Genomic DNA, 23,751 nt, shown 5'->3' on the forward strand with positions numbered 1-23,751 from the left:
CGCTGGCATGCTGCCGCGGTGGATCCCGACACCGGCGCCGGCCTGCTCCATCGCCTGACGTCCTACACCCCCGACCGGCCGTGGGACGTGCGACCGGACGACCCGCGACTGCGCCACGAGCTCCTGCAGAACGACCCGTCGCTGCGCCCACCCCAGACCAAGGCGTACGCCGAGGGGCTCCCCGTGACGCCGCTCCCCCGCGACCTGCCCGACCCGGGTGTCGCCGCCACCGCCGTGCTCGCCGGCGCGCCCTCACCCGCCCGGGTCCTCGATGCCGCGCAGCTGGGGCGAGTGCTCTTCCTCGGCGCCGGAGTGGTGCGGACGGTGCAGCACGAGAGCGGACCGTTCCTCTTCCGCGCGTCGGGGTCGGCCGGCGCGCGCTTCCCACTGGAGGTCTACGCGAGCACGCGCGGGGTCGAGGGCGTGCCGGACGGCGTGCACTGGTACGACGCCCGCGAGCACGCCCTCCTGCAGATCGGGCCGGCGGCGGGCGGAGAGGTCACGACGCTGGTCGTGGCGGGTGTGCCGTGGCGCAGCGGGTGGCGCTACGCGGAACGGGCCTTCCGGCACGTCTACTGGGACGCCGGGACCCTGCTCTCGCAGCTGGTCGCGGCCGCCGACAGCGCCGGCCTGCAGCCGCGACTGCGCACCCGCTTCCCGGACGCCGACGTCACTGCGCTGGTCGGTGCCGACGGCGTGCACGAGTTCCCGGTCACCCTGCTGTCACTGGGCGACGGCCTGCCCACGACCCTGGCCGGGGGCGCCGCGGTCACCGGCGACCTGCCGCAGGTGGAGCTGCCCCTCGCGACCACCGCGCAGCGGGCCGGCGACCGCGCCGAGCTCGGCGCGCCCTGGCCCGTGGGTCCGGTGCTCAAGGACGTCACGGCCTCGGACCCGCTCGACGTGGTGGTCCTGCGACGCGGGTCGCAGCGCCGGATGGACCGGTCGGCGACCCTGCCGCGCGCCCAGCTCGAGCAGGCCATGGCTGCGGCGATGCGCGGGATCGAGGTGCCGCACTGGGTGGTCGCGCACGGCGTCGACGGCCTTGAGCCCGGCGTCTACCGGTGGCCCGACCTCGCGACGCCGCTCGCGTCCGGCGACCTGCGGGCCGAGCTGGAGCGGATCTGCCTCGGGCAGTCCCTGGCTGCCGAGGCGGCGTACGTCGTCATCGGCGCGACCGACGGCTCCGCGCTCGACGACCGCGGCTACCGCGACGCCCAGCTCGCCGCCGGACTCGTCGAGGGCCGGCTGCACCTGTCCGCCTACGCGTCCGGGGCGAGCGCCACCGGCATGACCTTCCTGGACTCCGACGTGCCCGCCCTGCTCGGCCAGCCCGACGACCTCGTCACGCTGCTGTTCACCTGCGTGGGAGTGCCGGAGTACACCTCACGACCTGGTGGCGCTCCCGGCGCTCCCGCCGAGGTGCGGCTGGTGGCCTCGCGCGTCACGGACTGAGCGCGTCGATCTCCGGCGGTTCGCCTGCAGTCCAGTCTCTCCGTGGCCGATAGTCACTGCGTGAACCCGTTCGACCTGCCCGTGCACCCCGCGGTCGTCCACGCCCCCCTCGCGATGCTGGTCGCGGCGTGGGTGTGCGTCCTTCTCCAGCAGCGCACCGGAGCGACCGTGTGGGGCGAGCGCGTCCGGCTCTTCGAGCTCATCGGGGTGGTCGCCCTCGTGCCGACGATCGTCGCCGGCTTCATCGACCTGCGGGGCTTCTCGGTCTTCACCGACCCCCGTTGGGACCAGCCCCTGATCTGGCACAGCCTCGCCGCGCTGCTCGGCGCGACGCTGTTCACGGCGCACTGGGTCTTCCGTCGCGCGTCCACGGACACCTCGCACGGCGGCGCGGCGGCGCTGGACGTGGGGCTGGCCACTGCCGGTGCGTGGGCCCTGCTCGCCGCCGGCGCGATCGCAGGAGAGATGGTCTACGCCGTATGAAGCGCTGGTTCGCTCTACCACTGCTCGCTGGGACAGCCCTCGTGGTGGCCCTGCCGGCGCACGCCGCCGTGACGAAGGTCTACGTCGGCAGCTTCTACTTCAGCACCACGTCCGGCGGGCCCTCCAACACCGCGATCGCGGTCGACAACGGAGACCAGCTCACCTTCATCGGCCAGGACAACGGGCACACGGTGGAGGTGCCGGGGCTCGGCATCTCGGAGTCGCTCGCCAAGGGCGAGACCTTCACGACCGGAGCCCTCATGAAGGCCGGCTCCTACTCGCTCTACTGCTCACCCCATGAGCAGCGAGGCCACAAGACGACACTCACCGTGCGTGCGGCGACCGCGCCGGAGCCCGAGCCCACCCAGACGTCCGGATCGACGAGCGGGACCACGTCCGGGGGATCGACGTCAGGGTCCACCTCCGGCGGCTCCACGTCAGGCTCCACGTCCGGCGGCTCCACGACCGGGGGCTCCACGACGGGCGGGTCCACCACGTCAGGGTCCACGACCGGCGGGTCCACCACGTCAGGGTCGACTACGGGCGGGTCGACCACGGGCGGGTCCACGACCGGCGGCACCACGACAGGGTCCACGACCGGCGGCACGAGCACGAGCGGAACGACGGGCCCCGCTGCTGGGGTGACCGCATCCAGCCCCACCTCCCCCGTGACGTCCCCCACCGCGACACCGGACGGTGGGTCCACCGGAGACGGCAGCGCCGTGGCCGCCGGACGTGGCACCGCGGACGCCGGGGACGTCGACCTCCCTGCCGCCGAGGGTTCGCTCGAGGACCTGCTCGGTCGACCGGCAGCGCAGGACGGCTCGTGGACACGGTCGGTGCGCCTTGCACTGCTGGTGCTCCTGCCGATGCTCGCCCTCGCAGCCTGGTCCCTGGCCGGCGGTCGTCGTCGCAGAGCGACGTCAGCTCCGCAGTAGCCGCCCCCTACCGATGCCGTCCGTGCGACCCACGGTCAGGCCAGGGACAGGAAGAGCTTCTCCATCTCGGCGACGTCGAGGTCACCCTCAGGGCCGCCTTCGGCGAGGCACTGCTTGAGACCGCTGGCCACGATGCTGAACCCCGCCTTGTCGAGCGCCCGGGACACCGCGGCGAGCTGGGTCACGACGTCCTTGCAGTCGCGACCGGCCTCGAGCATCCGGATGACACCGGCGATCTGCCCCTCCGCCCGGCGGAGCCTGTTGACCGCGGTCTTCACCGCGTCGTCGTCGAGCTGCACGTGTCCTCCTCGGGAATGCGATCGACAGTAGTGCGGGCGCGCAGCCGATCCACGACCATCGAGACGGGACAGGCCCCGACTGCGACGTAGAGCAACTGGTTGCTGCCCACGAAGGCGGTCATCGCCAGCCACCAGGGGCTGACGAGCACCGCAAGCAGGCTCGTCAGCAGGGTGACGGTGCCCGCGAGCGCGAACAGGATGCGGGTGGTCGGCCAGGCGCCGACCGGCGGGGTGCAGGTCGTCATGGAGCTCTCCTCGGGGGTCAGTGGCTGAAGCGGACGGCGGGCAGGATCCGGCGCAACCAGCGCGGGCTCGCCCAGGCGGCCCTGCCGGCGAGCCGGAGCAGCACAGGCAGCAGCACGAGGCGGACCAGCGCCGCGTCGAGCAGCACGGCGACCCCGAGCACGATGCCCATCTCCTTGGGCGGCAGCGGTCCCGACAGCGCGAAGGTGAAGAAGACGGCCACCATCACCCCGGCTGCGGCGAAGATGACGCGTCCGGAGTGGGCGAGTCCTCCGACCATCGCCTCACGGGGGTCGCCGGACCGCTCCCAGTGCTCCTTGGCACTGGCAAGCAGGAACACCGTGTAGTCCATGCCGATCGCGAAGATCATCGCGAAGAAGAACACCGGTGCCCACGCGTCGAGGAAGCCCTGCGACTCGAAGCCGAGCAGTCCGGCGCCGTAGCCCTCCTGGAAGACCAGCCGCGCCACGCCGAAGGCGGCCGCGGTGGCGAGCAGGTTGGTGACCACGCCGAGCAGCGCGACGAGCGGAGCCTGCAGCGCGACGAGCAGCAGCAGGAAGCCGAGGCCGAGCACGACCCCGACGACCAGCGGGGTCTTGTCCCGCAGGACGGACTCGAGGTCGTGGTTCTCCGCCGCGGCACCACCCAGCAGCGCACCCGGCGGCAGCGCCGCGCGAAGCCGGTCGATGGTCCGTCCCGTGGCCGGGTCGGACGGGTCGGTCGTCGGCACCGCCTGGAGCAGCACGCGGTCGCCGCCGCCGGGCATGGCGGGCATCACCCGCGCGATGCCCGGGTCCGTCGACAGCGTCGTTGCCACGCCCGCCTGCGCGCTGGACGCGACGACGACCTGGAGGGTGCCGGCCGCGCCCGGACCGAAGGCCGCGCCGACGAGGTCGTAGCCCACCCGCGAGGAGTCCTCCGCCGGCACCACCTTGATGCTCGGCATCCCGGTCTGCAGCCCCAGCACCGGCACCGCGAGCCCGACCAGCAGGGCGAGCGACGCGAGACCGAAAGCCACGGGACGCGCCCAGAGGCGCTCGGCCCAGCGGGCGAACCGCGGCGAGAAGCTGCTCGCCGTCGTGACCCACGGCAGGGCGCCGGCGTTGACGCGGCCGTCGAGGCGGGCGAGGACCGCGGGCAGCAGCGTCAAGGACGCCGCCAGCACGAAGACGACCGCGAGCATGATGCCGAGCGCCATCGACTGGAAGGCCGGTGACGGGACGAGCATCACCGCCGACAGGCTGATGAGCACCGTGACGCCGGAGAAGAGCACCGCCTTGCCCGCTGTGTCGAGGGTCTCGGCCACGGCGTGCTCGACGCTGACAGCCCGTGCCCGTGCCGCGCGGAAGCGCACGACGATGAACAGCGCGTAGTCGATCCCGAGAGCCAGCGCGAACATCATCGCGAAGTTCATCGCCCAGATGCTGATGTCACCGAGCTGGGTGCCGAGGTAGAGCGAGCCGGCCGCAGCCACGAGCCCGGTGATGGTCAGCAGCAGCGGGAGTCCGGCGGCCACGAGCGAGCCAAAGGCGAGGACGAGGATCGCCAGGGTGACGGGCCAGGAGTAGAGCTCGCTCTTGAGCATCGCCTGGAGGTTGGCCTCGTTGAAGTCGCTCCACAGCCCGGACGACCCCGTGAGCGCGACGGTGACGCCGTCGCCCCCGAGCTCGCGCAGCGGACCCTTGAGGTCGTCTGCGGCACGGACCAGCTCGTGGGTGCTCGGCGTCGCGGCACCCCCCTGCACGATCGCCGTGCGACCGTCCTCGGACACCGACAGGCCGGGCTGCGGCCCGATGACCGAGGAGATCCTCGGATCTGCCTCCAGCAGCCCGACGGCCTGCTCGACCGCGACGGCGCCCGGGCCCTCGAGCACCGGACCGTCGGACCGGTGAAGGACGACCATCAGGGCAGCGCTGCTCAGCCCCGCGAACTCGCGCTGGACGACGTCGCGCGTCTCGACCGACTCCGAGCCAGAGGCCTCCCAGCCGGCTCCGGCGAGAGCGCTCTCGACGCGCGGCGCGAAGGCACCCAGCACCACGACGAGCAGTGCCCACACCACGAACACCGCGCGACGGCGCCGGGCGACGAGCAGGCCGAGGCGACCGAGCGGCCCGTGCTCGTGGGCTTCGCCGTAGCCGGGCTCGAGCACCGAGCGCTGGGACGTGGAAAGGGACGACATGGAGCTCCTCGGGTCGTGGTGTGTGCCCATTGTGATACCCCCGGGGGTACTTGTCAAATACCCCCTGGGGTACTAACCTCGCTGTCATGGACATCGCCATCACCACCCGAACCTCCCTCGCCTTCGACGAGGCCGTCGAGCAGGTCCGTGAGGCTCTCGCCGAGCAGGGCTTCGGGGTAATCACCGAGATCGACGTGCAGGCCACCATGAAGGCCAAGCTCGACGTCGACGTCGCGCCGTACCTCATCCTCGGTGCGTGCAACCCGCCCCTGGCGCACAGGGCTCTCGGCCTCGAGCCCGAGATCGGGCTGCTGCTCCCCTGCAACGTGACCGTGCGCGTCGACGGCGACACCACCGTCGTGCAGGCCATGGACCCGCAGCTGATGGTCACCGTCGTGGACCGTCCGGGCCTGCAGGAGGTCGCCGACGAGGCCGGCGCCCGGCTGCGCCTGGCGCGCGACCGGCTCCCTCGGAGCGAGGCGTGATCACGGCCAGCGTCCACCACGTCCGCGGCGACCGCTTCGCGATCGAGACCCGCGGCCACACCTTCTACATCGACCAGCCCGTCGATGCAGGGGGCGAGGACACCGCACCGACACCGGTCGAGCTGCTCGTCGCGAGCCTGTCGTCCTGCGTGGCGCACTACGCCCACAGCTACCTGCGCCGCCACGGCCTGTCCGAGGAGGGCCTGGCCGTCCACGCGACGGCGGAGATGGCCGACCGTCCCGCCCGCGTTGGGTCGATCACCGTCGAGCTCACTCTCCCTCCGGGAGTCCCCGAGGAGCGTCGCGCCGCGCTGCTGGCCGTCGCGTCCCACTGCACCGTCCACAACACACTGCAGGCACCACCCGACGTGACGGTGCGCCTCGCACCCTGAGCCCCGATGTCGTCTGCCTGACAGCGACGACGAGCCCACGCGTGCCACGGTCGCCAGGTGCGAGCTCTCAGAGGGATGTCCGTCGTCGCCGTACTACTGCTCGTGGGGGTGACGACCAGCGCGTCGGCCGCGCCTCGGTTGCGCCCTGAAGGGCCGCGGCCCTGCACCGACAGGGAGCACCCGGGTGGGAGCTGGACCGGGCTCAACGCCGACCTCGGCAACTCGCGCACCCAGCCCGCGGAGACGACCATCGGCCCGGCCGAGGCCGGCGCCCTGCGCCCCGCCTGGTCCTTCGCGGCCGCCTCTGTGGGCGCCACCGGGGGCATGCGGTCGACGCCGGTCGTGGCCGGCGGGTGCGTCTACCTGACGTTCGGCCAGGGCTACCTCGGTGACCAGGGCGACGTCGTCGCCCTCGACGCCGACACGGGCGAGCTCGTCTGGCACCGCACACTCGACGGCTCGGTGCTCGGCCTCGCCGTCTCCGACGGCCTGGTCTTCGTGACTCCGAGCAAGGGCACCCGCGGCGAGGTCGCCCTGCCGGTGGTCACCGACACCTACCAGCCGGCCGGGAGCTTCGCAGTCGCGCTCGACGCCTCGACAGGTGCGGATCGCTGGACCAGCGCGCGCCTCGATAACGGCGTCGCCGGCAACGGCACCTTCATCAACGCCAGCCCTGTCGTCTTCCGCGCCGGTGGCAAGCGGCTCGTCTTCGTGCCTCTCGCGGGCGGCTCCGGCGACGGTGCCCGCGTCCCGATGTACTTCCTCGACGCCAAGGACGGCACGACCGTGAAGCGCTCGCTGTCGCTCACCGAGCAGGAGTACGCCGAGGGCTTCGGTGGGACGGGCATCTGGTCGACGGCGGCGTTCGACCCCCAGACCAACCACCTCTACGCGGGCACCGCCGACTCCGACGGCCGCTCTCGCCAGCACCCCTACAACAACGCGCTGCTGAGGATCGACGCCGACCCGCGCCGCTCCACCTTCGGCACGGTCGTCGGGGCCTACTCCGGGATCTCCGAGCACGCCGACCTCGACGACGTCATCGGCTACCCCAACAACCCCGCCTGCGGGGCGCTCGGCGACACGACGGGCACCGACCTGCCGACCTTCTTCGACACCTCCGCGGCGGCCGAGTGCGGCGAGCTCGACCTCGACTTCGGGGCGTCGCCCAACCTCTACCGTGCCTCCGACGGAAAGACTGTCGTCGCGGCGATGCAGAAGGCCGGCGTCTTCCACGCGGTCAGCACCGAGACGATGGCGGCGCGGTGGCGCATCTTCGCCGGCCCCGGCGGGCCCGCGATGCACTCGGCGACTGCCGCCGTCGACGAGACGGGCATCCACGTCGGCGCGTCCCCTGACCTCGTCCTCGACCTCGGCCGCGACACCGGCGACCTCGACTGGGCTTCCAGCACGGGGCTCGACGCCTTCGCCTACCAGCCGATCAGCGCCGCGCACGGCGTGCTCTACGCGCTGAACGACAGCGGCTCGCTGCTCGGCCTCGATGCGGAGAACGGTCTGCCTGTCCTGCAGCGCGATGTGGCCTCCGACGGTGGCTTCGGCAACTGCCTAGGCGTCGGCGCCGGCGTGGCCGTCGCCCACCACACGGTCTTCGCGCCCTGTGACGCCGGCGGCACCGTCGACCTCGCGGGGGTCCCCAGCAACCCGGGCGGCCTCGTCGCCTATCGGGTCGCGTCGTAGAAAGCAGCGCGGCGGCGAACGACAGGGTCAGGCGTCGTCCGGCGTGAGGCCTGAGTCGACGACGTCCTGGGCGACCGTGCGGAGCTTGCGGTTGAGGTGCTGCGAGGAGCGCCGGAGCAGCTGGAAGGCCTGCTCCGCGGTGATCCGCTCCCGCTCCATCAGGATGCCCTGCGCCTGGCCGATCACCTCGCGGGACGACAGCGCCGCCTCGAGGTTCTCGATCCGCAGCTCGTCCTGCGCCTGCGCCTGCGCTAGCGCCAGCGCCAGGCCCGCAAGCGTGGCGAAGACCAGACCCTGCGCGCGTTCGTGGGCATTGAAGGCTCCGGGGAGGTATGCGAAGAGCTGGAGCGCTCCGACCGTCTCACCCTCAACGGACAGCCGGAACGCCAGCACGCTGCGCAGCCCGAGCTGAGCTGCCTCCGGCGAGAACAGCGACCACCGCTGGTCGTCGAACAGGTCGGGCACGTAGACCGTGTCGAGCCCGCCGAGCGTGTCGACGCACGGACCCTGGCCGGTCCGGCTCTGCAGCCCGTCGAGCGTGGCGATCAGGGGCGTGGGGACGCAGGGCGGGAATACCCCGCTGTCGCCGCACAGGCCGGCCTCGTCGCAGCTCTCGATGGCGCTGACGGCGACGGTCAGGACGCGCTGCGCGGTGGTGGCCGCACCGCGCGGACTCAGCAGGACCGAGGCGATGTCCACCAGGTTGCGCTCCAGCTCCGTGCGTCGCGACGGCGCGACGTCGGGCAGTTCACCCACGTCTGCGCCTGGCCTGTCGTGATCATTCACGGGACTGCTTTCGACGGAGAAGGCCATGCGCGTAGAGTCGGCATCGTCTTCGACTCGTGAGGATACGACCCGCTCCACACGTCAGGCCCCTGCATGACCCGCCTCACGCCACACCCGCCCGCGAGCGCATTGCCATGAACGCCACGCCGGCGTTCTCTGGGTCGATGCGCCTGAGCGACGGCGTCGCCCTCGTCATGCTCGCCGGGGAGATCGACGTCGAGGGCGCGGCGCTCGTGGGCACGCTGCTGCAGCAGGCCGTCGCGACCGGCGCGCCGTCCGTCATCGTCGACATGGCGCTGGTGTCGTTCTGCGACGCCAGGGGGCTCGGGCAGCTCGTGCACACCAGCAACGAGCTGCAGTCCCTCGACTCGCAGCTCTCGATCCGCGCTGCCTCGGCGAGCCTACGCAGGCTCTTCGCGCTCACCGGGCTCACCGGAGCTCTCCATGTCGAGGCCAGCACCGCCGAGGAGGGTCGGCTCGCCACCGACCTGGCGACGGCCGCCCGCACCACCCTGACCCGCAGCCTGCTGGACGCCTCGCTCCGGCTCGTAGTTGTCATGAGCCAGGCCGTGATGAGAGGCGCAGACGGCGTCAGCATCACGCTCCCCCGTGACGGGGAGCTCCGCACGGTCGCTGCGAGCAACGACGTGGTGCTGCAGATGGACCACGACCAGTACGACACGGGCGAGGGTCCGTGCCTCGACGCGGCGACCCACGGGGAGCTGTTCAGCGCCAAGGACCTCGAGTCGGAGCCGCGGTGGCCGCTGTTCGTGCCCCGCGCCCGTTCCCACGGCATCGAGAGCATCATGTCGACGCCCCTGATGTCGGGCGACCGTCCCCTCGGGGCCCTCAACGTCTACAGCCGCGCGCCGGACGCGCTGGCCTCGCACGAGCAGGAGTGGGCCACGCTGTTCGCCCAGGAGGCCTCGCGCGTCCTCCTCGCCGCCCATCCGACCGCGACCGTCGACTCCGTCGACGCGGATCTTCGCGAGGCGCTGCGCTCCCGTGAGGTCATCGCCCTTGCCCAGGGCATCATCATGGGCCGCCGACGACTGCAGCCCGACGAGGCGTACCGCGTCCTGACCGAGATCAGCAGGCAGACCAGCAAGCCGTTGCTCCACGTGTGCACGGAGGTCATCAGCACGACGGCACCGGACCCGGTGCAGCCCGACCCCGGTCCTGCCTACCAGCAGGGAGAAGGGTCGTGAGCACCCCGGCTTCCGGTTCTCTCGACGCTGCACGGCAGGACGCCGGTCTCACCCAGCACGAGCTGTGGATGCGCTACTTCGCCCTCGGCGGCATGGCGCCCGCCTTGGAGCTCGAGGCCGTCTGCCACGGCGCGATGACCGCCACCGACCCGGAGCGCGACCGCATCGTCCACGCCCTCAACGAGCGCTTCACCGAGCTGGGGCGCAACCATCCGATCCCCTACTCCGAGGACCCCGGGTAGGAGCGAGACAGACAGGTGCGCCGTGAGGACGCCCATCGCGCTGACTGCTCCGACTCACTCTGCCCGCCGTACGGCATGCTCGCGCGATGAACGACTCCGCGCTCATCAGCGTCGGCCTGCCGATCGCCCTTGCCATCATCATGTTCGGCCTAGGCCTGTCCCTGACACCCGACGACTTCCGCCGGGTGGCGCGGACACCGCGCGCGGTCGCCGTGGCGCTCGTGCTGCAGGTGCTGGTCCTCCCAGCGGTCGCGTTCGGCCTCGTCAAGGCCTTCGACCTCGACCCGCTGCTCGCCGTCGGCGTCATGTTGCTCGCAGCGTCACCCGGCGGGACGACCGCCAACCTCTTCAGCCACCTGTTCCGCGGGGACGTGGCTCTCAACATCACCCTCACGGCGATCAACTCGGTGCTCGCCGCCATCTCCATCCCGGTCATCACCAACCTGGCGATCTCGCACTTCGACGCCGAGGGCGACCTCGGCCTGCAACTCGGCAAGGTGCTCCAGGTCATCGCCATCGTGCTGGTCCCCGTAGCGGCCGGCATGGTCGTCCGCTCCCGCTCGGAGTCCTTCGCCAGCAAGGCCGACCGCCCCGTGAGGGTCTTCTCCATCGTCGTGCTGGCGCTGGTCTCCACGGGCGCGCTGCTCGGGGAGCGCGACAACCTCGTCGACTACGCGCAGCAGGTCGGCCTCGTCACGGGGCTGTTCTGCGCGATCAGCCTGCTGCTCGGCTACACCGGAGCCCGTGTCATGCGGCTCGACGAGCGGCAGGCCATCGCCTGCTCCATGGAGGTAGGCATCCACAACACGACGATCGCGCTGACCATCGCGCTGTCCGTGCTGGACAGCACGGAGGTGGCCATCCCCAGCGCGGTCTACTCCGTGGTGATGTACGTCCTCGCGACCGCCTTCGGCTACACGATCACCAGGGGGCGGCGGGCCAGCACGCTTGCTCAGGGCTGACGTCGTCAGGCCTCGTCAGCCGTGCAGCGACGGGTCCACCCCGAGGAGGTCCGCCACCTCGTGCGCCTGTCGCACGTCGGAGCTCGTCGGGATGAGGTGCACCTCGTCGGCTCCCGCGTCCGCAAAGCGGAGCAGCACGTCCCGCAGCTGCGCCGCAGTCCCCGCGAAGCCGGTCGTCGGGGCCATCGCGTCGACCAGGGACAGCGGCAGCCAGTCCATGTAGTGCCGCAGGTGCCGGTGCACCTGAGCGCGCGCCCTCCCGTCCCCGTCGTCGAGGGCGAACCAGAAGGACGTCGTGAGCAGCGGCGCGGAGCGCCCCGCTTCCTGCCACGACGTCCTGGCCAGCGCGAAGAGGTCGGCCGCCGCGACGGTGTCGAGGTCCAGCGTCACGCCCGCCAATCCGTCCGCCCAGGAGCCGGCGTCGCGCAGCGTCCTGGGACCCATCGTCCCCACCAGCACGGGCGGTCCGCCGTGCTGGACCGGCGGTGGCCCGATGGGAGGCACGCCCTCCACGAGGGAGCGGCCCGCCCACACCCCGCGCAGCTCGAGGACCCGCTCGCGCATGCCCCGGATCGTCTGCGTCGACGGGTCGGCGCCGGCCGCGAGGTAGTCCTGTTGGCGCCCGCCGACCCCGACGCCGACGGTGAGCCGCCCCGCGCAGAGCTGGTCAGCCGTCGCGAGCGCCTTGGCGAGCAGCGGTGCCTCGTGCAGCTGAGGCACCACCACCGTGAGGACCAGACGCGCACGGCGGGTCCACGCCGACACCGCGCCGAGCAGGGTCAGCGCGTCTGGGTTTGCGAAGGCGATTCGCTCGCCGAAGCACAGCGAGGAGAAGGGGCCGTCGTCCACGACCCGGGCCCACTCCTCGAGGGTCGCGCTCCCGCGGTCCCACAGGTCCGGCTCCATCACCGGCAGCGTCATCCCCACGTGCATGAGGCAACCTAGCCCCAGATCGTCGGGGAGCTCACCTCGGCGTGGGAGGAGTCGAGCACTACTCGGCCGGCCTGTCGCGGTTCCACCACCCGACCGGTCCCGGCTCCGCAGCGAAAACCGGAACGGAACCACGAAAGACTCAGGGCGCATGAGGTCGAGGTCACAGGCCCTGGTCACACGGGTGAAGCTGAGGGGACGCGAACCTCTGACCCCCAGACTGCCAGGCGGGCTTGTCCGCAGAGTCTGGTGCTGTCGGGGCCTGAGCTCAAGCGTGATCCGCCATCCGTCGAACGGTCCGCGGATGTCTCGGGCTGTCGAGTGTTGGCGGTCCGGGCTACTTCGCGAGCTGACCTGACGACTCGCGCAGGTGCGAGGATCTGCCGCGCCTCAGACTGCGGCGGTCGGGAACCCCAGCGTCATCCAGTCGTGCAGCCCGCCCCGGTAGTACCGCAAGCGGTCAGGCTTCGACGCCCGCAGCCACCAGCGACCGCAGCGCATCGGGCGTCTGTGGGCACTGCGGTCCGTTGCAGAACAGCACGACCACGTCCGCTTGAAGCTCCCCACGGCGTTCGGCGACCTCGTCGTGCGGGACATTCACGGCACCTGGCAGCGACACCCCGCTGCGGGAATCCGGCACGCGGGAGTCGACCAGCAGAGCGCCGCCGTCCACCAAGGCAATCAGCTCGAGCTCTCCGACGGCCACGACACCGGGCACCGGCTCCAGGGGCTGGACCTCGCCCCACGTGGTGTCCACGACCAAAAGGTCCGCTTTCCCCTCTGACCGCGGCACGTTCTGCGGGTCCTTTTGCCGCGTTCGAGCCGCTCGGCTGATGCTGGTCATGACGACGGCCTTCCCTCACCAGACCCTACCCACGCCTCCGCGCCGTGGCAGGGGTGCGGCGCCGCGGCAAAGATTCAGGGAGACCAGCGCCAACGTTCATCAGCACGGTGCACGCAGCCGAGTGTGTTGCTGCTCGAGCACCTGGTTGATCGCCGCGACGCGCGCGCCGGGCGGACGGGCGCGGCTGAGCGCGCACAGCCCGTGGACCAAGGCCTGCCCCGGCACGCCGAGCCCCGGAGCGAGCTCGGCCAGCCACTCCCGGATGCCGCGGCCCTGGGACACCAGGGGCCGCTCGGCCTCTCGAGCGCCGCGGTGCGCGTGGACGGACGACTGAGACCGAAGGTGTGCGTCGGCCCCGCTACTACCAGCAGCGCAAGGCCCGCCGGCATGGTCGTCGGCGCGGACGAGACCTCGACTGCCTTGACGCCCACACCACGTCTCATTCCCTCGGCGATCGCGCAGGCGATCCGCTCTGTGCTGCCGAACATCGACTCGTAGACGACCAGTGCAGTACCCGACGCCGCAGTCCCGTTGCTGGACCTCGCTCCTGACACCGCAGGGAGATCAGGGGACGTCTACGGATGCTCACCGCCCGGGACAACGTCGACGGCCGCGTCCACGGCCCCGACACGAGTGCCGACACCGCCAAGGAGTGCGGCCTGCTCGAGGAGCTCTTCCGCATGCGCCTCGTCGTTCGGTGACTCAGGCAGCTCGTGGCGGTGCCGGGCGACGTGCTGGCGGGCGTGAGCCAGGGCCTCCGCGAGCGTCTCGAAGACGTGGTTGCGGGCCGCGACCGGCGCGAGCGTCCCGACGGCGTGGAGCAGCCGGGTGTGGTCGGGGCTGGCGCCCTTGAGCAGGACGGTGATCCCGCGTTCGTGGAGCTGCTCGGCGACCTCGCCGAGGGCGCGGGCACCGGTCGCGTCGAGCATGCCGACGCCGGACAGGCGCAGGATCACGACGCGGACATCGGCAACGGCCGTGATCTGGGCGAGGAAGCGGGCGGATGCGGCGAAGAACAGCGGCCCGTCGATGCGGTACGTCAGCACGTGGGCAGCGAGAAGAGCGTGCTCGGCGGCGTCGTCGATCCCGTCGTCGGCGAGCGGCTCGGGGACTGCCTGGGCCGTCTCGGCGAGGTGGGCAAGGGCCAGGACGGCGGCGAGGGCGAGTCCGAGCACGATCGCCGCGATGAGGTCGAGCGCGATCGTGGCAACGGCGGTGAGGGCGAACACCGCGGTGTCGCCGCGGGTGGACCTCAGGACCGCCCGGACGTTGTGGCGTTCGACCATGCGCCAGGCCGTGACCATGAGGACGCCCGCGAGCGCGGCGAGTGGGATGCGGGAGACGAGCCCTGACCCGGCGTAGACGACGGCGGCCAGCACCAGCGCGCTCACGATCGCGGCGACGCGGGTGTGCGCGCCGGCGCGGGCGTTCACCGCGGTCCGGGCGATCGCGCCGGTCGCGGGCATCCCGCCGCACAGCCCTGACGCGACGTTGGCCAGTCCCTGGCCGAACAGCTCGCGATCCGGGTCGTGCCGGGGCGCGTCGCTCATGCCGTCCGCGACCTTGGCCGACAGCAGGCTCTCGAGCCCGGCGAGGAAGGCGACGACCACCGCCGGGCCGAGCAACGAGGCCAGGCCGGTCAGGTCGGGCAGGGCGGGCAGCGGAAGTGACGACGGGAGCGCGCCGATCCGGGCGGCGTCGACGCCGGCGGTCTCGGCGACAAAGGTGGCCACGACGACCGCGATCAGGCTCGCCGGGAGCGACCGGTGCAGCCGAGGCAGCCCCGCGGTCACGAGGAGGGACAGCGCGAGCAGCCCCAGGACGGGCCAACGCGGGTCGTCGGCGAACCGCACTGCGGCGACGACCGCCGCGGAGGCGGCGTTGTCGACGTCGGGCTGGGCCACGCCCAGGGCGTTCGGGACCTGCTGCGCGGCGATGACCACGGCGATCCCGACAGTGAACCCCTCGATCAGCGGCCACGGGATGTAGGCCAGGAGCCGCCCGAATCGCAGGGCCGCCGCCACGATGACGAACAGCCCAGCCAGCACCGCGACCGGGTAGACGACCTCGGGACCGCGGGAGGCCACCAGCGGCACCAGGACCACCGTCATCGCGCCCGTCGGACCCGAGACCTGCAGGTGCGAGCCGCCGAAGACTGCGGCGACCACCCCGGCGACGACAGCAGTGATGAGCCCGGCCGCTGCCCCGACGCCCGTCGCGACGCCGAATGCGAGGGCGAGCGGGAGCGCCACGATGCCGACGGTCAACCCCGCCGCCAGGTCGCGAGGCCACGACCGGCGCAGCCCGCGGTAGTCGGAGCAGCGTGGCAGCAGTGCGCGCAGCCGGCGCAGCGCGCGCCGGACCGCGGGCCGAGTCACGGCAGGGCCCGCCCGGCGGCAGCCACTGCGTCGTCGGCGCCGTCGAGCGCCGCCAGTAGCGCCTGGCCGTGTCGGGCGTTCGCGCCGATGAGCCGACGAGCAACGGCCAGGAGCTCGGCGGTCTGCTGGTCCCGCAGCGAGCAGATCACCGTTGTGCGGATCCGGTGGCTGTCGACGATCCCGGCGCGGCGTAGCACGCTCAGGTGTTGGGACAGGTGGCTGAGCTCGAGCCCGGCCTGCTCGGCGAGCTCACCGACAGTGCTGTCACCCTCCGCGAGCAGCTCCAGGACGCGGACCCGCGCCGGATGCGCCAAGGCCTTGAACAGCTCGGCCTTCGCATCGGTCAGGGGTCGTCCCGCGGTGAACGGCATGCGCTCACTGTCCTCGTTACTTGATAGATCTGTCAAATAACGAAGAAGCACCGGAAGCGGTGGGGCAATGGCCGCGGGTCAGATGAACAACAGCTGAGCCCCTGCGGTCATCTCGATGAAGTCGGAGGCACTGATGATGCCCTCGACGTCGTCGCGCAGGTCGGCGTGGGTGAGCTTGTTCATGTCGGCCGACAGGCGACAGGCCCACAGGTGACCTCCGGCGGCGACGATCTGGTCCAGGAAGTCGGGGACCTCCGGGACGCCGATGTCGGCGATCTGCTTCTTCAGCATGTGGGTCGCCATCGCGGTCATGCCCGGCAGAGGTGCCAGGGCCTGCGGAAGGCGGGCGTCCATGCCGGGAAGGTGCATCGCGGCGTTGCCGGCGGGGCTGAACTGCAGGTCGTTCATCCGTGACTTCGTGATCATGTCGAAGCCCCAGAAGGTGAAGAACACCATGGTCTCGACGCCCTCGCCGAGCGCTGCGTTGGCGAGGATGAGGCCCGGGTAGGCCATGTCGAGGTTGCCCTTGGAGCAGATGATCGCGAGCTTGCGGTCGGTGCTGCTCTCGTCGTCGTCGAAGTTCGGGACGATCGCGGTCGTGGTCTCGGTGATGGTCATGATCTCGTTCTCCTCTACACGCATCCGTGCGGCTTGGGCAGACCTGCGATGTAGGCCATCTTCTTGGCCGGCTTCTTCGGGAACAGCACGAACTGCTCCTTCACGGGAACACCGCCCACGGTCTGCACGCGGCGGGCCGTGGCGGTCTCTCCCTGCGTCGCGAAGTCCTCGCGCAGGAAGCGGATCACCTTCCAGTGCCCCTCCGTGAGGTCGATGCCGATCTGGTTGGCGAGGACCTTCGCGAGGTCCTCGTCCCACTCGGTGTACTCGGTCAAGAACCCTTCGTCGTCGACGTGGACCTGGTGACCGTTGAGCTCGGTGACAGGCATGCTCGTCTCCTTCACGTGTCGGTGTGCTTGCCGGCCATGGTCATCAGCGCCGGCAGCGGAATCGGACGACCGGGGAGCAGCAGGTGCCAGTACACGTGACGGAAGCCGAGCTTCCCCCAGTGGTTGGCGTGGCTCTCCTCGAGCAGGGTGAACGGCCCGATCCCGGGGACGGGGTACTTCCCGGTGAGGGGCTCGGTGTCGTAGTTGAAGTCGATGAGCAGGCCCTTGCCGTGCCCGGACTCGATGAAGCAGTTGGCGTGACCGTCGAACGGGTGCGTCATCGGCTCGCCCGCGACGTGCTGGAGGAAGTTCTCGACGAACAGCTCGACGGAGAAGTGCGCAACCGACCCAGCCTTGGAGGCTGGGATGTCGCTGGCGTCGCCGATCGCGAAGACGTTGTCATGCGCAGTGGACAGCAGGGTGTGCTTGTCGACCGGTACGTAGTTCAGCTCGTTCCCCAGCCCGGATCGGGCGATGACGTCTGCGCCCATGTTGAGGGGCACGGTCACCAGAAGGTCGAACGGGACCTCCCGCTCGTCCATCGAGACCAAGGTCTTCGTGGTCGGATCGATCCGGTCGACCATGAAATCGCCCTCGAGCGCGATCTTGCGGTCTGCGAGCATCCCGCCGAGGTGCTGGGACGCGATCGGCTTGGTGAACGCGCCTTCGAGCGGCGTCACGTAGGTGATGTCGACCTTGTCCCGCATCCCCTTCTCCTCGAAGAACGCGTCCGCGAGGAACGCGAACTCCAGCGGTGCCACAGGGCACTTGATGGGCATCTCGACGATCTGCACCACCAGCCGACCGCCCGTCCAGCTGGCGAGCTTGTCGCGCAACGCCGTCGAGCCGTCCAAGGTGTAGAAGTCGAAGATGCTCTTGCGCCACTCAGCCTCTGCCATGCCTGGCGTCTGGTCCGGCCGCGGCGAGGTGCCTGTTGCGATGACCAGGTAGTCGTACTCCAGCGTTCTGCCGTCCTGCAGCTGCACCTGGTTGGCCGCCGCGTCGATCCGGTCGACCTCGCTGAGGACCAGCTCGACGCCGTCCGGGATGAACCGCTGACGGGGCTTCACCAGCTCCTCTGGCGTGTAGACCCCGAACGGAAGAAGCAGGAGCCCGGGCTGGTAGAGGTGGTCACCGTCCTGGTCGACCACGATGATCTGCCAGTCGGACCGGTCCAGCCGGTGCCGAAGCTTGTTCACCGCCATGGTTCCGGCGGTGCCTGCTCCGAGAACGACGACCCTTCTCATCACGACTCCTCCTCGAGATCTGCCTGTAGTCAGTCTCTCGATCCGTGCACCTGAACCACAGGGTCGAAGGTCCCCGCCCGCGGCGCATCGGTCCCTACACCGGGGGCAGAGTCAGCTCGACCGTCGGAGCGCGGGTGAGGGAGTTGTGCACCGGCGTACCGCCACACCACGCCACGAGCCTGGGGGCCGGTCGGACTGCTGTTTCGGGACCAAGGACCCTGCTGCCACAGACGCTGCGCGCTGACACTGTCGTGAGCCGCCTTCCGAAAACCGAGGTCTCCCATGCCCGCCCCCGTGCCCTCCACCACCATCGCGAAGGGCACCGCCGCAGGCGCACGACCGGCGGTGATGCTCGGCATCGCGGTGCTCGGGTTCGCCGTCAATTTCTGGGCCTGGGCCCTGCTGAGCCCGCTCGCGATCCGCTTCGCGACCGAGCTGAAGCTCACGCCGTTCCAGCAGGCGCTGGTCGTTGCCGTACCGGTCATCGTCGGGGCGCTCGGACGCATTCCGGTCGGCGCCCTGACCGACCGCTTCGGAGGTCGGGTGATGTTCCCGATCGTCAGCCTGGCCACGGTCGTCCCGGTCCTCTACCTCGGGCTCGCTGGGCACACGTCCCTCGCCGGCTTGCTCGTGGGCGGGTTCTTTCTCGGGATCGGCGGGACGGCCTTCGCCATCGGAGTCCCTTTCGTCAACGCCTGGTTCCCCGCGGAGCGTCGCGGTTTCGCGATCGGCGTCTTCGGCGCCGGGATGGGCGGCACTGCCATCAGTGCGCTCACGACGGTGAAGCTCGCGAAGGCGTACGGCCTGCAGGCCCCGTTCCTCATCACCGCCGTCGCGCTGGTCGGCTACGCCGCCCTTGCCGCGGTGGTGCTGCGTGATGCGCCCGACCGGATCACAAGCGTCGGCGGAACGCTGGCTCGGCTGCGCAACGCCGCAGCCCTCAAGATCACCTGGCAGGCCTCCGCTCTGTACGCGCTCGCCTTCGGCGGGTATGTCGCCTTCTCGGTCTACTTGCCCACCTACCTCAAGACGGCGTACGCACTCACACCTACGGACGCCGCCAACAAGATGGCCGGCTTCGTGCTGCTGGCAGTGCTGATGCGCCCAGTGGGCGGCTGGCTGTCCGACCGGGTCCACCCCACGTCCGTGCTGACGTGCGCCTTCATCGCCGTCACGGGTGGTGCCACTGTCCAGTCCTTCACCCCGCGGCTGTTCCCTATCGGGACGGCGGCCTTCCTGCTGATGGCCGCGGCGCTCGGTGCCGGCACCGGTGCGGTCTTTGCGCTGGTCGCGCAGCTGGCTCCACCCCAGCAGGTAGGGGCAGTGACCGGCATCGTCGGCGCGGCCGGAGGCCTCGGCGGGTTCGTCCCACCTCTCCTCATGGGCTCGATCTACGGCAGCGCGGGCTCCTACGCCGTAGGGCTGCTCCTGCTGGCTGGGGTCGCAGCCGCCGCGCTGCTGTTCACTGCCACGGCGGTGCGACGCATGCAGACCGCAGGAAGGACACAGCCCGCGTGACGACACAGGGCTACTGTCCGGTTCATCCGGTGGAAGGAACTCTCCGATGACGGACCGTCTTGACTCGCGGAACGCCATCGACGACCTGCTCCTCGGGTTCTACGGAATCGCCGTGACAGATGAACTGCTCGGCCCGGTGTTCGCAGCCGCTCACCTCGACCTGGCGACGCACCTGCCGAGGATCGGCGACTTCTGGGAGCGCACGCTGCTCGGCACCGGGAGCTATGACGGTCAGCCGATGCTCGTCCACCGGGAGCTGCACCAGCTCGTCCCGCTGACGCCCGCGCTGTTCGACCGCTGGCTCGAGCTCTGGGCGGCAACGGTGGACGCGCATGCCACCGGGCCCGTCGCAGAGCAGGCCAAGGCGACCGCCCGTCGCGTGGCCGCTGCCTTCCAGCGCCAGCTGACAGGACCGAACGTCCTCCACATCGTGAGCCGGGCATCGTGAGAGGTCGCAGTTCACAGCCCGAGACCGTCCTTCACGGGGATCTCGCGGCGGCCCTGATCCGGGCGGGTCGGCACTTCCGCAAGGGCGAGGTCTCTGCGGACATCCGCGCGCTCTACCAGATCGGCGGACGCCAGGCCGACAGCTTCTACCGGGACCGCTGGAGCCACGACAAGGTCGTCCGCTCCACCCATGGCGTGAACTGCACGGGCTCGTGCTCGTGGAAGGTCTACGTCAAGGACGGGATCATCACCTGGGAGTCGCAGCAGACCGACTACCCCACGGTAGGCCCGGACAGCCCGGAGTACGAACCCCGCGGCTGCCCCCGGGGCGCCGCGTTCTCCTGGTACACCTACTCCCCCACCCGCGTCCGGTACCCCTACGTACGAGGCGTTCTGCTGCAGCTGTTCCGCGAGGCCAAGACCCGGCACGGCGGCGACCCGGTGCTCGCCTGGGGCGACATCGTGACCAACCCCCTCCTGGCCAAGCAGTACAAGAGCGCGCGAGGCAAGGGCGGTCTGGTCCGGGCCACCTGGGCCGAGGCGACCGAGATCGCCGCCGCCGCGCACGTCCACACCATCAAGGCCTTCGGGCCCGACCGAGTCGCCGGCTTCAGCCCAATCCCCGCCATGAGCATGGTCAGCCACGCCGCCGGTGCCCGGTTCTACACGCTGCTCGGCGCGCCGCTGCTCTCCTTCTACGACTGGTACGCCGACCTGCCCGTTGCCTCCCCGCAGGTCTTCGGCGACCAGACCGACGTCCCCGAGTCCGGCGACTGGTGGGACGCGACCTATCTGATGCTCTGGGGCAGCAACGTCCCGGTGACCCGCACGCCGGACGCGCACTGGATGGCCGAGGCCCGCTACCGGGGGCAGAAGGTGGTGGTCTGCTCCCCGGACTACTCCGACGCGACGAAGTTCGCCGACGAGTGGCTCGCGCCGTCACCCGGAACCGATGGGGCGCTGGCGATGGCCATGGGGCACGTGCTGCTGCGCGAGTTCTTCGTCGATCGCGTGACTCCCTACTTCGACGGCTACGTGAAGCGCTTCACCGACCTGCCGTTCCTGATCAGCCTCTCGCAGCGTCCCGACGGTACGTACGTCCCTGGCAAGTTCCTCACAGCAGCCGACCTCGGCCAGGACGTCGAGCACGCGCAGTTCAAGACCGTCCTCATCGACAGCGCCACCGGTGAGGCGGTCGTGCCGAACGGCACCCTCGGCGACCGGTTCGGCCCCGACGGCGCCGGTCGCTGGAACCTCGAGCTCGGCGACACCGAGCCGCTGCTGACGCTGTACGGCTCCGATGCGGTTGTGGTCGCCCTGCCCCGGTTCGACAGCGCCGACGGGACGGGCAGCGTCATCGAGCGCGGTGTGCCGGTTCGCACCGTCGCCGGGCGGCTGGTCACCACGGTGTACGACCTGCTGCTCGCCTCCTACGGCGTCGGCCGCGACGGCCTGCCTGGTGTCTGGCCGACGGGCTACGACGACCCGACCTCCCCGTGCACCCCTGCCTGGCAGGAGGAGATCACCGGCGTGCCTGCGCACAAGGCCGAGCGGATCGGTCGGGAGTTCGCGCAGAACGCGGTCGACTCACAGGGCCGCTCGATGATCATCATGGGTGCGGGCACGAATCACTACTTCCACTCTGACACGATCTACCGGGCTTTCCTGGCGCTGACGACCCTGACCGGGTGCCAGGGCGTGAACGGCGGCGGCTGGGCGCACTACGTCGGTCAGGAGAAGGTCCGGCCGCTCACAGGGCACCAGGTCCTCGCGATGTCCACCGACTGGCAGCGGCCACCACGGCAGATGATCGGCACCGCGTACTGGTACCTGGCCACCGGGCAATGGCGGTACGACCCGTTCCAGGTCGACGTGTTCGCCTCACCCACCGCCGCTCCTGACTTCCAGGGCATGACGACCGCTGACGTGCTGGCGCAGTCCGCCCGGCTGGGATGGATGCCGTCGTACCCGACCTTCAACTGGAACCCACTGGACCTCGGCGATGCGATCAAGGGCTCGGGCCAGACACCCGCGGAGTTCGTCACCCACGGCGTTGCCAACGGCCAGATCCGCTTCGCCGCAGAGGATCCCGACGCGCCGGAGAACTTCCCCCGGGTGCTCACCGTGTGGCGCGCGAACCTCCTCGGCTCCTCCGGCAAGGGCAACGAGTACTTCATGAAGCACCTGCTCGGCGCCGAGAGCTCACTGCGCGCAGAGGAGGCCCCCGAGGGCCTGCGCCCCCGCGACGTGACCTGGCGGGAGGAGGCGCCGGAGGGCAAGCTCGACCTGCTGCTCGCCCTGGACTTCCGGATGACTTCCACGACCCTGTTCGCCGACGTCGTGCTGCCGGCCGCCACCTGGTACGAGAAGCACGACCTGTCGAGCACCGACATGCACCCGTTCGTGCACGCGTTCAGCCCGGCCATCTCGCCGCCGTGGCAGACCCGCACCGACTTCGACATCTTCTTCGCCTTGGCCAAGGAGGTCAGCACGCAAGCGGCCGGCCACCTCGACACCCGCATGGACCTGGTGGCCTCACCGCTCGCCCACGACACCCCCGACGAGATGTCGCTGCCCTCCGGGATCGTGAGCGACTGGCGCGCCGACGGCACGGTGCCGGTGCCCGGCGTGAACTTCCCGAAGCTGACGCTGGTCGAGCGGGACTACACCCAGATCGCCGCCAAGATGGGCGCCCTCGGTCCGCTGGCCGACACCCTCGGCGCGACGACAAAGGGCGTGACCTACGACCTGACCGCGCCGGTGGCCTACCTGAAGGCCAAGAACGGCGCGGTCCGTGGCGGCGTCGCCGACGGCCGACCCAGGCTCGACCGGGACGTGCACATGTGCGAAGCGATCCTTGCTCTGGCGCCTACGACGAACGGACACCTTGCCGTACAGGGCTTCAAGACCCTGGAGAAGCGAACGGGGACGGCCCTGCACGACCTGGCCGCCGAGCACGAGGGCAAGCAGATCACGTTCGCCGACACCCAAGCCCGACCCACCCCGGTGATCACGTCACCGGAGTGGTCCGGATCCGAGGCGGGCGGCCGCCGCTACTCACCGTTCGTCATCAACGTCGAGCGGTCCAAGCCCTGGCACACCCTCACCGGGCGGCAGCACTTCTTCGTCGAGCACGACTGGATGACCTCGTTCGGGGAGCAGCTCAACGTCTTCCGACCGCCGCTCGACATGCAGGGCTTGTTCGCCGAACCCCGTCTCGGGAGCATCGACGAACTCGGGGTCACGGTCCGGTACCTGACGCCGCACTCGAAGTGGTCCATCCACTCCGAGTACCAGGACAACCTGTTCATGCTGAGCCTGTCCCGCGGCGGCCCGACCATCTGGATGAGCAACAAGGACGCGGACAAGGTCGGCATCGAGGACAACGACTGGATCGAAGCCGTCAACCGCAATGGCGTCGTCGTCGCGCGGGCAATCGTGAGCCACCGGATGCCCGAGGGCACGGTGTTCATGCACCACGCGCAGGAGCGGACGATCGACGTGCCGATCGCCGAGACCAGCGGCAAGCGCGGAGGCATCCACAACTCCCTGACGCGACTGCTGATGAAGCCGACCCACCTCGCCGGCGGGTACGCGCAGATCAGCTACGCGTTCAACTACCTCGGCCCCACCGGCAACCAGCGCGACGAGGTCACCAGGATCCGTAAGCGCTCGCAGCAGGTGGAGTACTGATGAGGC

Annotated in this window: 23 protein-coding genes and 1 pseudogene; 13 read left to right on the plus strand and 11 right to left on the minus strand. The window is 70.7% G+C overall.

The window, feature by feature from the left end; translation table 11 throughout:
• Positions 1-18 precede the first annotated feature (18 nt).
• From Q8R60_11820 to Q8R60_11830, 3 genes are read left to right on the plus strand one after another with little or no spacing between them, the layout of a single operon-like run.
• Positions 19-1,455, plus strand: a complete 1,437-nt coding sequence (locus tag Q8R60_11820) for a hypothetical protein (protein ID MDP3713155.1) — start codon at positions 19-21, stop codon at positions 1,453-1,455.
• A 60-nt stretch (positions 1,456-1,515) separates the two neighbouring features.
• Positions 1,516-1,938 (plus strand): hypothetical protein, encoded by a 423-nt coding sequence (locus tag Q8R60_11825; GenBank protein ID MDP3713156.1) that lies wholly within the window; start codon positions 1,516-1,518, stop codon positions 1,936-1,938.
• On the plus strand, positions 1,935-2,876 hold the full coding sequence (locus Q8R60_11830; protein MDP3713157.1) for a hypothetical protein: 942 nt from the start codon (positions 1,935-1,937) through the stop codon (positions 2,874-2,876). The genes Q8R60_11825 and Q8R60_11830 overlap by 4 nt, the downstream gene beginning before the upstream one ends.
• Positions 2,877-2,911: 35 nt before the next feature.
• On the opposite strand, the gene Q8R60_11835 is transcribed toward Q8R60_11830, so the two are convergent.
• Genes Q8R60_11835 through Q8R60_11845 form a run of 3 tightly spaced genes read right to left on the minus strand, consistent with a single transcriptional unit; the run spans position 2,912 to position 5,597 of the window.
• Positions 2,912-3,175, minus strand: coding sequence for a metal-sensitive transcriptional regulator (locus tag Q8R60_11835; protein ID MDP3713158.1), 264 nt, complete (start codon positions 3,173-3,175; stop codon positions 2,912-2,914).
• A complete protein-coding gene (locus Q8R60_11840; GenBank protein ID MDP3713159.1) occupies positions 3,151-3,420 on the minus strand; it encodes a DUF2892 domain-containing protein in 270 nt (89 codons plus the stop codon). Before Q8R60_11840 ends, Q8R60_11835 begins: the two co-directional genes overlap by 25 nt.
• A 17-nt stretch (positions 3,421-3,437) precedes the next feature.
• Positions 3,438-5,597 (minus strand): MMPL family transporter, encoded by a 2,160-nt coding sequence (locus Q8R60_11845; protein MDP3713160.1) that lies wholly within the window; start codon positions 5,595-5,597, stop codon positions 3,438-3,440.
• A gap of 86 nt (positions 5,598-5,683) precedes the next feature.
• Between Q8R60_11845 and Q8R60_11850 the strand changes: the two genes are divergently transcribed.
• The 3 genes from Q8R60_11850 to Q8R60_11860 all read left to right on the plus strand — a co-directional run bounded on the left by Q8R60_11850 (position 5,684) and on the right by Q8R60_11860 (position 8,172).
• A complete protein-coding gene (locus tag Q8R60_11850; GenBank protein MDP3713161.1) occupies positions 5,684-6,082 on the plus strand; it encodes a DUF302 domain-containing protein in 399 nt (132 codons plus the stop codon).
• Positions 6,079-6,474 carry an OsmC family protein gene (locus Q8R60_11855; protein ID MDP3713162.1) on the plus strand — a complete coding sequence of 132 codons (396 nt, stop codon included), beginning with the start codon at positions 6,079-6,081 and terminating at the stop codon, positions 6,472-6,474. Before Q8R60_11850 ends, Q8R60_11855 begins: the two co-directional genes overlap by 4 nt.
• Positions 6,475-6,549: 75 nt before the next feature.
• Positions 6,550-8,172 carry a PQQ-binding-like beta-propeller repeat protein gene (locus Q8R60_11860; GenBank protein MDP3713163.1) on the plus strand — a complete coding sequence of 541 codons (1,623 nt, stop codon included), beginning with the start codon at positions 6,550-6,552 and terminating at the stop codon, positions 8,170-8,172.
• A 27-nt stretch (positions 8,173-8,199) separates the two neighbouring features.
• Here the strand turns inward: Q8R60_11860 and Q8R60_11865 are convergent, their stop codons facing one another.
• A complete protein-coding gene (locus Q8R60_11865) occupies positions 8,200-9,036 on the minus strand; it encodes a GAF and ANTAR domain-containing protein (GenBank protein MDP3713164.1) in 837 nt (278 codons plus the stop codon).
• A gap of 86 nt (positions 9,037-9,122) precedes the next feature.
• Here Q8R60_11865 and Q8R60_11870 point away from each other — a divergent pair, with 86 nt between their 5' ends.
• The 3 genes from Q8R60_11870 to Q8R60_11880 all read left to right on the plus strand — a co-directional run bounded on the left by Q8R60_11870 (position 9,123) and on the right by Q8R60_11880 (position 11,370).
• The gene (locus Q8R60_11870) at positions 9,123-10,166 is read left to right on the plus strand and encodes an anti-sigma factor antagonist (GenBank protein ID MDP3713165.1); all 1,044 of its coding nucleotides are present in this window, start codon (positions 9,123-9,125) and stop codon (positions 10,164-10,166) included.
• Entirely contained in the window at positions 10,163-10,408 is a 246-nt protein-coding gene (locus Q8R60_11875) for a hypothetical protein (protein ID MDP3713166.1), read from the plus strand. The genes Q8R60_11870 and Q8R60_11875 overlap by 4 nt, the downstream gene beginning before the upstream one ends.
• A gap of 86 nt (positions 10,409-10,494) precedes the next feature.
• Positions 10,495-11,370 (plus strand): bile acid:sodium symporter family protein, encoded by an 876-nt coding sequence (locus Q8R60_11880; protein MDP3713167.1) that lies wholly within the window; start codon positions 10,495-10,497, stop codon positions 11,368-11,370.
• A gap of 15 nt (positions 11,371-11,385) precedes the next feature.
• On the opposite strand, the gene Q8R60_11885 is transcribed toward Q8R60_11880, so the two are convergent.
• On the minus strand, positions 11,386-12,291 hold the full coding sequence (locus tag Q8R60_11885; GenBank protein ID MDP3713168.1) for an LLM class flavin-dependent oxidoreductase: 906 nt from the start codon (positions 12,289-12,291) through the stop codon (positions 11,386-11,388).
• 399 nt (positions 12,292-12,690) lie between these two features.
• A pseudogene (locus tag Q8R60_11890) lies at positions 12,691-13,144 on the minus strand (rhodanese-like domain-containing protein).
• Between the two features lie 123 nt (positions 13,145-13,267).
• Between Q8R60_11890 and Q8R60_11895 the strand changes: the two are divergent.
• The gene (locus Q8R60_11895; GenBank protein ID MDP3713169.1) at positions 13,268-13,642 is read left to right on the plus strand and encodes a hypothetical protein; all 375 of its coding nucleotides are present in this window, start codon (positions 13,268-13,270) and stop codon (positions 13,640-13,642) included.
• 77 nt (positions 13,643-13,719) lie between these two features.
• On the opposite strand, the gene Q8R60_11900 is transcribed toward Q8R60_11895, so the two are convergent.
• The 5 genes from Q8R60_11900 to Q8R60_11920 form a co-directional block, all read right to left on the minus strand.
• Entirely contained in the window at positions 13,720-15,522 is a 1,803-nt protein-coding gene (locus tag Q8R60_11900; GenBank protein ID MDP3713170.1) for a SulP family inorganic anion transporter, read from the minus strand.
• Entirely contained in the window at positions 15,519-15,893 is a 375-nt protein-coding gene (locus tag Q8R60_11905; GenBank protein MDP3713171.1) for a metalloregulator ArsR/SmtB family transcription factor, read from the minus strand. The genes Q8R60_11900 and Q8R60_11905 overlap by 4 nt, the downstream gene beginning before the upstream one ends.
• Before the next feature lie 78 nt (positions 15,894-15,971).
• The gene (locus Q8R60_11910; protein MDP3713172.1) at positions 15,972-16,511 is read right to left on the minus strand and encodes a DsrE/DsrF/DrsH-like family protein; all 540 of its coding nucleotides are present in this window, start codon (positions 16,509-16,511) and stop codon (positions 15,972-15,974) included.
• 14 nt (positions 16,512-16,525) lie between these two features.
• Positions 16,526-16,840 (minus strand): TusE/DsrC/DsvC family sulfur relay protein, encoded by a 315-nt coding sequence (locus Q8R60_11915; protein MDP3713173.1) that lies wholly within the window; start codon positions 16,838-16,840, stop codon positions 16,526-16,528.
• 11 nt (positions 16,841-16,851) lie between these two features.
• Entirely contained in the window at positions 16,852-18,087 is a 1,236-nt protein-coding gene (locus Q8R60_11920; GenBank protein MDP3713174.1) for an FAD/NAD(P)-binding oxidoreductase, read from the minus strand.
• A gap of 282 nt (positions 18,088-18,369) precedes the next feature.
• Between Q8R60_11920 and Q8R60_11925 the strand changes: the two genes are divergently transcribed.
• Genes Q8R60_11925 through Q8R60_11935 form a run of 3 tightly spaced genes read left to right on the plus strand, consistent with a single transcriptional unit; the run spans position 18,370 to position 23,745 of the window.
• On the plus strand, positions 18,370-19,605 hold the full coding sequence (locus tag Q8R60_11925; GenBank protein MDP3713175.1) for a NarK/NasA family nitrate transporter: 1,236 nt from the start codon (positions 18,370-18,372) through the stop codon (positions 19,603-19,605).
• Between the two features lie 46 nt (positions 19,606-19,651).
• A complete protein-coding gene (locus Q8R60_11930; GenBank protein ID MDP3713176.1) occupies positions 19,652-20,053 on the plus strand; it encodes a group III truncated hemoglobin in 402 nt (133 codons plus the stop codon).
• Positions 20,050-23,745, plus strand: a complete 3,696-nt coding sequence (locus tag Q8R60_11935) for a nitrate reductase subunit alpha (GenBank protein MDP3713177.1) — start codon at positions 20,050-20,052, stop codon at positions 23,743-23,745. Before Q8R60_11930 ends, Q8R60_11935 begins: the two co-directional genes overlap by 4 nt.
• Positions 23,746-23,751: the final 6 nt, after the last annotated feature.

It is taken from the genome of Mycobacteriales bacterium, assembly GCA_030697205.1.
Lineage (GTDB): Bacteria > Actinomycetota > Actinomycetes > Mycobacteriales > SCTD01 > JAUYQP01.

Coding starts and splice junctions, on each gene's coding strand:
- Q8R60_11830 (MDP3713157.1), top strand. CDS start 1,935: ATGAAGCGCTGGTTCGCTCTACCACTGCTCGCTGGGACAGCCCTCGTG.
- Q8R60_11840 (MDP3713159.1), bottom strand. CDS start 3,420: ATGACGACCTGCACCCCGCCGGTCGGCGCCTGGCCGACCACCCGCATC.
- Q8R60_11845 (MDP3713160.1), bottom strand. CDS start 5,597: ATGTCGTCCCTTTCCACGTCCCAGCGCTCGGTGCTCGAGCCCGGCTAC.
- Q8R60_11850 (MDP3713161.1), top strand. CDS start 5,684: ATGGACATCGCCATCACCACCCGAACCTCCCTCGCCTTCGACGAGGCC.
- Q8R60_11860 (MDP3713163.1), top strand. CDS start 6,550: ATGTCCGTCGTCGCCGTACTACTGCTCGTGGGGGTGACGACCAGCGCG.
- Q8R60_11870 (MDP3713165.1), top strand. CDS start 9,123: ATGCGCCTGAGCGACGGCGTCGCCCTCGTCATGCTCGCCGGGGAGATC.
- Q8R60_11880 (MDP3713167.1), top strand. CDS start 10,495: ATGAACGACTCCGCGCTCATCAGCGTCGGCCTGCCGATCGCCCTTGCC.
- Q8R60_11885 (MDP3713168.1), bottom strand. CDS start 12,291: ATGACGCTGCCGGTGATGGAGCCGGACCTGTGGGACCGCGGGAGCGCG.
- Q8R60_11905 (MDP3713171.1), bottom strand. CDS start 15,893: ATGCCGTTCACCGCGGGACGACCCCTGACCGATGCGAAGGCCGAGCTG.
- Q8R60_11910 (MDP3713172.1), bottom strand. CDS start 16,511: ATGACCATCACCGAGACCACGACCGCGATCGTCCCGAACTTCGACGAC.
- Q8R60_11915 (MDP3713173.1), bottom strand. CDS start 16,840: ATGCCTGTCACCGAGCTCAACGGTCACCAGGTCCACGTCGACGACGAA.
- Q8R60_11920 (MDP3713174.1), bottom strand. CDS start 18,087: ATGAGAAGGGTCGTCGTTCTCGGAGCAGGCACCGCCGGAACCATGGCG.
- Q8R60_11925 (MDP3713175.1), top strand. CDS start 18,370: ATGCCCGCCCCCGTGCCCTCCACCACCATCGCGAAGGGCACCGCCGCA.
- Q8R60_11930 (MDP3713176.1), top strand. CDS start 19,652: ATGACGGACCGTCTTGACTCGCGGAACGCCATCGACGACCTGCTCCTC.